The sequence below is a fragment of the Bartonella sp. AD328YNZD genome (assembly GCF_042196425.1).
Map to the genome: position 1 here is coordinate 1 of NZ_JBHIQG010000083.1, position 8,262 is coordinate 8,262.

An 8,262-nucleotide genomic window follows, 5' to 3' on the forward strand; every position below is an offset into this window, starting at 1 on the left:
GCTGAAATCATAACAGATGAAGGCTTTTCTATTGGAAGAAATCAAATCGAACTTAATCATCCAATAAAAATGATCGGTCTTCACACTATCACTCTTAGTTTACATCCAGAAGTTCAAATTTCTGTGATTATTAACGTTGCGCGTTCTACCAGTGAAGCACAACGCCAAGCAGAAGGTGAAACTCTCACTTCGGCTAAAGAAATATATAATATTCAAGAAGAATTATTAGAAGAAAGTCAGGAAGAATTATTGGCAGAAGAAATTAATGACAACGATATAAACAGTTCTCATCAAGAAGCTTAATTGCTATTTTTTCTTTCTGTTTTATATTTTTTATTCCATTTTAAATATCGCTCATAAAATACTCACACTTTAAAAGTGAGTATTTTATGGCTATCGTACATAAAGAACCTAATTTTTATGAAAGAATTAGAAATATACTATTTAAAAATTACATGCCGAGAATGATAATATCACTAAGAGGAAATGTCTTTTGTTTTCCAGCATATAAAACAAAAATAATTCTACTTAAACAGATATTGGAATTTTAAGGTTAAGTAACTTAAAAATACTTAAATTTAGAGTAGAAAAACTTCCACTTTAAAATCACATATTATAAAATAAAATAGATAGACATTATATAAATAATACACAAATGATAAATGAGGAACGAAAGAGAGTTTTAAAAAATTATATAATTTTAACTTAAAATGAAGATTTGTAGCTCTATTCTTTTAATTATACGATTTTCAATTTATCACCTAAAGTAGCTAGACTTAGAATTTTAGTGGAAAAATATTATGGAAGAAACTAACGTTGTTAATGTCAGCTCTTCAAAGAAAGAGGATTCTCCTTCTTTTCGGCAACTTCCGCATAATATTGAAGCTGAACAGGCATTGCTTGGTGCCATCTTTATCAACAATGATTCTCTTGACCGCGTTTCAGATTTTCTAAAACCAGAACATTTTTTTGAACCATTGCATCAAAAAATTTATCATGTTTTATCTCACCTTATTAAAATAGGAAAACGTGTAGATCCAGTTACAATCAAACCCTATATCCAAATGGAAGAGAAAATTGGAGATATTACTGTATACCAATATGTTGTTCGCTTAGCCACAGAGGCAGTCACTATTATTAACGCTGAAGATTATGGACGCGTCATTTACGATCTCTTTATCCGACGATCTTTGATTAACCTTGGAACTCAAGTTGTCAATACAGCCTTTGATGCTCCTGTAGAACTCACGCCTACCCAACAAATTGAAACTGTTGAAAATCAGTTATTTGAGCTAGCAGAAAAAGGGAAATATGGAGGTGGATTTGAAAATTTTAATGAGGCCATTAAAAAAGCTATCGATATGGCAAGTGCTGCGAAAAAGCGCTCTTCACAATTATCAGGGATAGCCACCCATATTAAAACACTTGATGAAAAAATGGGAGGATTACAAGCATCTGACTTAATTATCCTTGCGGGCCGCCCTGGTATGGGTAAAACCTCACTGGCTACCAATATTGCCTTTAATATTGCTAATGCTTATAATCGTAATGCCAATATCCAAGAAAATGAAGGCGGCATTGTGGGATTCTTCTCACTTGAGATGTCATCCGAACAGCTTGCAACCCGTATTATTTCTGAACAAACAGAAGTCTCTTCTTCTGATATTCGGCGTGGTAATATTTCAGATGAACAATTTTCAAAAATTATTCGTGCGGTGAACCAACTACAAAAGGCACCCCTTTATATTGATCAAACTGGTGGAATATCAATTACGCAATTAGCCGCTCGTGCGCGGCGTCTCAAGCGGCAACATGGTTTAGATATCTTGTTTATTGACTATATCCAACTCATGACAAGCAGTTCAAAGCGTTCATCAGAAAATCGTGTTCAAGAGATCACAGAAATTACCACAGGATTAAAAGCATTAGCGAAAGAATTGAATATTCCTATTATCGCTCTCTCTCAACTTTCACGTCAAGTAGAAAATAGAACAGATAAACGCCCACAGCTTTCAGATTTACGTGAATCTGGTTCAATTGAGCAAGATGCCGACATCGTTCTGTTTGTCTATCGCGAAGAATATTATCTCAAAAATGAAGAACCAAAACTAGGTAGCTTGGAACATACGAAATGGCAAGAAATAATGGATAAAGCTTTTGGAAAAGCTGACGTTATTATTGCAAAACAGCGCCATGGGCCGACAGGAATCGTGCCCCTTGCCTTTCAATCTGATTTCACACGCTTTAGTGATCTGGCCGATAGCAATTACCTTCCAGAGCAAATTGGTTAAATCGACATGGCGCGTAATCGTATTCAATTTATCTGTCAAAATTGCAGAACCATCCATTCTCGTTGGGCAGGAAAATGGATGATTTTGGCCGTCATTATTTGCTATCTAAAAAGCTCTTGAACAATATTAATCTTAATAATATGAGAAGATAATACATCTTTTTAGCGTTGCAAGTAAGATACATATATCCAAAATCTATAGCTAATCTAAATCTTTCTATATTGTTCCTTCTTTAAAAAAACTCCTTCTCACAAGACACTCATTTTCTTGTTTTTAAATTCAAAAATAATTGCTGATGTTGTGCAAGACTGGCTATTATGTAAAATATCAGAAAATTTCCTCTTTATAGGACAATCTCTAACCTTTTAACAAAAATATTTTCTAATCTATCTGAAAAATTACCCTAATTACCGCAATATAAAAAACAAGCAGTGTTTTAAATACTACAGCACAGAGAAAATTCTATAACATGCAAAATATTCTTGATATAAAATTGTATAAAAACTGATATATAACAAAAGGAAAATGTGTAATTATGCTAGAAAAAAAAGAAGACTGCGATAGTGGATTTGACAGTCTTGATGAAGCTATTAAAAGAGTTATTGATATAGCAGGTGCTACAAAAAAGCGCTCTTCGCAAATATCAGGGATAGCGACTCATATTCAAACACTTGATGAAAAAATAGGAGGATTACAACCATCCGATTTAATTATCCTTGCAGGGCGCCCTGGTATGGGTAAAACTTCACTTGCTACCAATATTGCCTTTAATATTGCCAATGCTTATAATCATAATGGTAATATCCAAGAAAATGAAGGCAGCGTTGTAGGATTCTTCTCACTTGAAATGTCCTCAGAGCAGCTTGCAACACGTATTATTTCTGAACAAACGGAAGTCTCTTCTTCTGATATTCGACGTGGTCATATTTCAGATGAACAATTTTCAAAAATTATTCGTACGGTAAATCAGCTCCAAAAGGCACCCCTTTATATTGATCAAACTGGAGGAATATCAGTTTCACAACTGGCTGCCCGTGCTCGGCGTCTCAAGCAAAAACATGGTTTGGATGTCTTAATTATTGATTATATCCAACTCATGACAAGTGATTTAAAATACACATCTGAATATCGTATTCAAGAAATCACTGCAGAATTAAAAGCCTTAGCTAAAGAATTAAATATCCCTATTATTGCTCTTTCACAACTTTCACATCAAGTTGAAAACAGAACAGATAAACGCCCAAAACTTTTAGATTTAGGTGGATTTGGTTCTATTGAGCAAGATGCCGACATCGTTTTATTTGTCTATCGTGAAGAATATTACCTCAAAAATGAAGAACCAAAGTTCGGTAGCCTTGAACATATGAAATGGCTAGAAATAATGGACAAAGCTTTTGGAAAAGCTGATGTTATTATTGCAAAACATCGCCATGGGCCGACAGGAATCGTTCCCCTTGCCTTTCAATCTGACTTCACACGCTTTAGTGATTTGGCTGATAGCAATTATCTTCCAGAGCAAATTGGCTAAACCACCATGGCACGCAACCGTATTCAATTTATCTGTCAAAATTGCGGAACCATCCATTCTCGTTGGGCAGGGAAATGTAGCGCCTGTGGAGAATGGAATTCTCTTGTTGAAGAAAATATAAATGGCGGCATAGGAAGTGGTCCTAAGCAGAATACGTGTAAAGGACGCATCGTTGCCCTTACATCTCTTTCTGGAGATATCCAAGATGCTCCACGTATTCATTCTGGTATTGCGGAACTTGATCGTGTTACCGGTGGGGGCTTTGTCCGTGGATCAGCACTTCTTGTTGGTGGTGATCCTGGTATTGGAAAATCAACATTGCTGACACAAACAGCTGCTGCTTTATCCCGCAAAGGACATCATGTCATCTATGTCTCAGGTGAAGAGGCTATTGCGCAAATTTGTCTGCGTGCACAGAGGCTTGGAGCGAACAATACAGAAGTAAAACTTGCCGCTGAAACCAATGTAGAAGATATTCTGGCAACCTTAAGCGAACATAAAAACCTTGATATGGTGATTATCGATTCGATTCAAACTCTATGGTCAGATACAGCAGATTCAGCACCTGGCACTGTCACACAAGTACGTATTGGCGCTCAAGCAATGATCCGCTTTGCCAAGAAAACAGGAGCTGCTGTTGTTCTTGTTGGTCATGTTACAAAAGATGGGCAAATTGCTGGTCCTAGAGTCGTTGAACATATGGTTGATGGCGTTCTCTATTTTGAGGGTGAAGGTGGACATCATTATCGCATTCTTAGAACTGTAAAAAATCGCTTCGGGCCAACAGATGAAATTGGTGTCTTTGAAATGTCTGATAAAGGATTACGCGAAGTGATAAATCCATCCGAATTGTTCTTAGGAGAACGTAATGAAAAAGCACCAGGCGCTGCTGTTTTCGCCGGCATGGAAGGAACACGCCCAATATTAGTAGAAATTCAAGCGCTTGTTGCTCCTTCTTCCCTTGGGACACCAAGACGTGCAGTTGTCGGATGGGATGGAAATCGTCTTTCTATGATTCTTGCCGTTTTAGAAGCCCATTGTGGCATTCGTTTTGGACAGCATGATGTCTATCTGAACGTGGCAGGTGGATATCGCATATCAGAACCCGCTGCTGATTTAGCTGTAGCCGCTGCTTTGGTATCCTCTCTTGCCAATATTCCTTTGCCAACAAATTATGTATATTTTGGTGAAGTCAGTCTTTCAGGAGCTACCCGCGCTGTTGCACATTCAGCACAACGCATCAATGAAGCAAAAAAACTCGGCTTTCAGGGAGCCTTTCACCCCACAACAACAACCGAAATGATGAATTCGCTCAACTTTCAACAAAAAACTTTCTCCGACCTTCCCGAACTCGTTGCTACTCTTACTGTAAGTAAAAAATGATCTGTACCACAGATATGATAATATAGAAAAAACTCTATAAAATACAAAAGATCCTTGCTATAAGAACAAAAAATGGCATAACAAAAAATATATTTGCACACAGACTTAAAAGAACACAACTTTATGTATAAGGAACAAACAAATGATCATAACAATCCTTGATGGAATTGTCGTAGTAATCATCCTGTTGTCCGCTTTTCTTGCTATGCTTCGAGGATTTTCACGTGAAGTGTTATCGTTGATTTCTTGGGCAGTTGCAGCTGTTACAACACTGTTTTTATTCAAACCTGTCTTACCTTTCTTTGAACAATATCTCTCTAATAAAATGATTGCATTGATCACAACATTGGTCACAATTTTTATTATTGTTCTCATTATTACTTCAATTATTACAATGAAGATCTCTGATTTTATTATTGATAGTCGAATTGGTATTCTTGACCGTGCTATTGGTTTTATTTTTGGAGCACTTCGTGGTTTACTTATCATGGTCATCGGTATGTTGCTGATTAATGCACTGATTAAACCCGATCTTCAAGCGAATTGGTTAAAAAATGCAAAAACAAGACCTATTTTAGATTCATTGGGACAAAAAGTTTGGGAAATACTCCCCAAAGATATTGGATCTGTTCTCGAAAAGACGGAAAATTTGTTTAAAGACAGCAATAAACATACGTATGAGCAACACTCTCATGAAAAGATAATTTTCAAAAAATAGAGAATAGTTTTTCATGAGGAAAGAAAACTAAATGATGTAAAATGTGATATTAATGATTCCTCCATATCACAACTGAAAGAATATGATGATAAAAAGCGATGTTTTCTGTCAAGAATTTTCATTAGATGATGATACCCTTCATGAAGAATGTGGAGTTTTTGGTATTCTTGGGCATGAAGATGCCGCAACATTAACAGCTCTTGGACTCCACGCACTTCAGCATCGTGGGCAAGAAGCAGCTGGGATTGTTTCTTACCATAATAAAATATTTCATCAAGAAAAGCATTTAGGTCTTGTTGGCGATCACTATACAAACCCTGCAACACTTGCGCGCTTACCAGGAAATCGTGCTATTGGACATACCCGTTATTCAACAACTGGAGAAGTGGCATTACGCAATGTTCAACCCCTTTTTGCTGAATTGAAAGTTGGAGGTATTGCTATTGCGCATAATGGTAATCTTACCAATGGCCTCACATTACGCCGTGAACTCATCGCTTCTGGTGCTATCTGTCAATCAACGTCAGATTCAGAAGTTTTTCTCCATCTTATCGCCCGCTCACGTTATGAATCGTCCTCTGATCGTTTTGTTGATGCGATTCGGCAAGTAGAAGGTGGGTATGCTATGTTAGCGCTCACACGTACAAAGCTTATTGCGGCACGCGATCCAACAGGAATTAGACCTCTCGTGATGGGGGAACTTGATGGTAAGCCTATCTTTTGTTCTGAAACTTGTGCTCTTGATATTATTGGAGCAAAATATGTCCGTGATGTTAAAAATGGAGAAATCATCATATGTGAAATACAAAAAAATGGGGAAATTACGAAAAAAATTATAAAACCAGAAAATACAAAACCAGAAAAACTTTGCTTGTTTGAATATGTTTATTTTGCCCGTCCAGACTCAATCGTTGGAGGACGTAGTGTTTATACAACACGCAAAAATATGGGAATCCGTTTAGCACAGGAAGCCCCTTGTGAGGGTGATGTTGTGGTTCCTGTTCCTGATGGAGGAACGCCTGCCGCAATTGGCTATGCACAAGAAATTGGAATTCCCTTCGAGCTTGGTATTATTCGTAATCACTATGTTGGCCGCACTTTTATCGAACCAACACAACAAATTCGCGCTTTTGGCGTCAAGTTAAAACATTCGGCAAACCGTCCTGTGATTGAAGGAAAACGTGTTATTCTGGTTGATGACTCTATTGTCCGTGGAACAACATCCCTTAAAATTGTACGAATGCTTCGCGATGCAGGAGCAAAAGAAGTTCATATGCGCATTTCTAGCCCTATGATTTTTTATCCTGACTTTTATGGTATTGATACACCTAAAGCTGAAAACCTTTTAGCAAATCAATATCCAGATTTAAAATCTATGTGTGATTTTATTGGAGCGGATTCATTAGAATTTCTTTCAACGGATGGATTATATCTTGCTGTAGCAGGGGAAAAACGGAATAACGCCGATCCACAATTTACTGACCATTATTTTACTGGATATTATCCTACGCATCTGATTGATCAAGAAAATCTCTCCAAAATTCATCAATCATCTGTTCTAAAAACAAGAGATTAATGATGACAAAACGTGACTTTAGTCTCCATAGGCGTGTTGCACTTGTTACTGGCGCATCAAGAGGGATTGGCTATTATTTGGCACTCGAGCTTGCTGCACGCGGCGCTCATATTATTGCTCTTGCACGAACAGTCAGTGGACTTACTGAATTAGATAATCAAATCCGAAAAAAAGGGGCTCATGCAACCCTTGTTCCCCTTGACTTGCATCATATGGAAAACATCGATACCCTTGCTATCTCAATTGCCAAACGCTGGAAAAAACTTGATATTATCGTCGCAAACGCAGGAATTCTTGGAACACTCTCACCAATAGCACATATTGAAAACACAGTATTTGAAGATGTTTTTCAAATAAATCTTTTCAGCCAATGGCGCTTAATGAAAGCCGTTGAGCCTTTATTACGTGAATCTGACGCTGGACGAGCCATCCTGTTATCCTCAACCGTTGCGCATGCTGCGCGCCCTTTCTGGGGAGCTTATGCAGCCTCTAAAGCGGCTTTAGAGGTGATTGCCCGCTGTTGGGCAGAAGAACTCAAACAAACCCCTATTAAGATTAATTGTGTCAACCCTGGTGCCACACGCACTGCCATGCGCGCTGAAGCTATGCCCGGTGAAGATCCACAAACTCTCCCTTCACCACAAGAGATTGCAAAGAAGATAATCCATTTGTTATCACCTGATTTAAAAGAAACTGGAAAACTCTTTAATGTCCGTAAAAATCGGTTTGTAGATTATCATATACCTGATTGATCACATCTGAGAGG

At 37.6% G+C, this 8,262-nt stretch carries 6 protein-coding genes and 1 pseudogene; all 7 read left to right on the forward strand.

What is annotated here, in order from left to right:
• Window positions 1-303 (forward strand): 50S ribosomal L9 C-terminal domain-containing protein (locus ACFIO3_RS05560; RefSeq protein ID WP_375704183.1); only part of this gene is annotated, 303 nt, incomplete at its 5' end.
• Between the two features lie 497 nt (window positions 304-800).
• Window positions 801-2,291, forward strand: coding sequence for a replicative DNA helicase (locus ACFIO3_RS05565; RefSeq protein ID WP_375610161.1), 1,491 nt, complete (start codon window positions 801-803; stop codon window positions 2,289-2,291).
• 538 nt (window positions 2,292-2,829) lie between these two features.
• A pseudogene (locus ACFIO3_RS05570) lies at window positions 2,830-3,819 on the forward strand (DnaB-like helicase C-terminal domain-containing protein); the annotation flags it as partial.
• A gap of 6 nt (window positions 3,820-3,825) precedes the next feature.
• Window positions 3,826-5,202: a DNA repair protein RadA gene (gene radA, locus ACFIO3_RS05575; protein ID WP_375606293.1), complete on the forward strand. Its 1,377-nt coding sequence runs from the start codon at window positions 3,826-3,828 to the stop codon at window positions 5,200-5,202.
• 142 nt (window positions 5,203-5,344) lie between these two features.
• On the forward strand, window positions 5,345-5,920 hold the full coding sequence (locus ACFIO3_RS05580; RefSeq protein WP_375606294.1) for a CvpA family protein: 576 nt from the start codon (window positions 5,345-5,347) through the stop codon (window positions 5,918-5,920).
• An 82-nt stretch (window positions 5,921-6,002) separates the two neighbouring features.
• Window positions 6,003-7,496 (forward strand): amidophosphoribosyltransferase, encoded by a 1,494-nt coding sequence (gene purF, locus ACFIO3_RS05585; protein WP_375606295.1) that lies wholly within the window; start codon window positions 6,003-6,005, stop codon window positions 7,494-7,496.
• Window positions 7,497-7,498: 2 nt separating this feature from the next.
• Window positions 7,499-8,248: an SDR family NAD(P)-dependent oxidoreductase gene (locus ACFIO3_RS05590; protein ID WP_375606470.1), complete on the forward strand. Its 750-nt coding sequence runs from the start codon at window positions 7,499-7,501 to the stop codon at window positions 8,246-8,248.
• Window positions 8,249-8,262 lie beyond the last annotated feature (14 nt).

Excerpts from the sequence above, each read along its gene's own strand:
- radA (WP_375606293.1), top strand. The coding sequence starts at position 3,826 with ATGGCACGCAACCGTATTCAATTTATCTGTCAAAATTGCGGAACCATC.
- ACFIO3_RS05590 (WP_375606470.1), top strand. The coding sequence starts at position 7,499 with ATGACAAAACGTGACTTTAGTCTCCATAGGCGTGTTGCACTTGTTACT.
- ACFIO3_RS05565 (WP_375610161.1), top strand. The coding sequence starts at position 801 with ATGGAAGAAACTAACGTTGTTAATGTCAGCTCTTCAAAGAAAGAGGAT.
- ACFIO3_RS05580 (WP_375606294.1), top strand. The coding sequence starts at position 5,345 with ATGATCATAACAATCCTTGATGGAATTGTCGTAGTAATCATCCTGTTG.
- purF (WP_375606295.1), top strand. The coding sequence starts at position 6,003 with ATGATGATAAAAAGCGATGTTTTCTGTCAAGAATTTTCATTAGATGAT.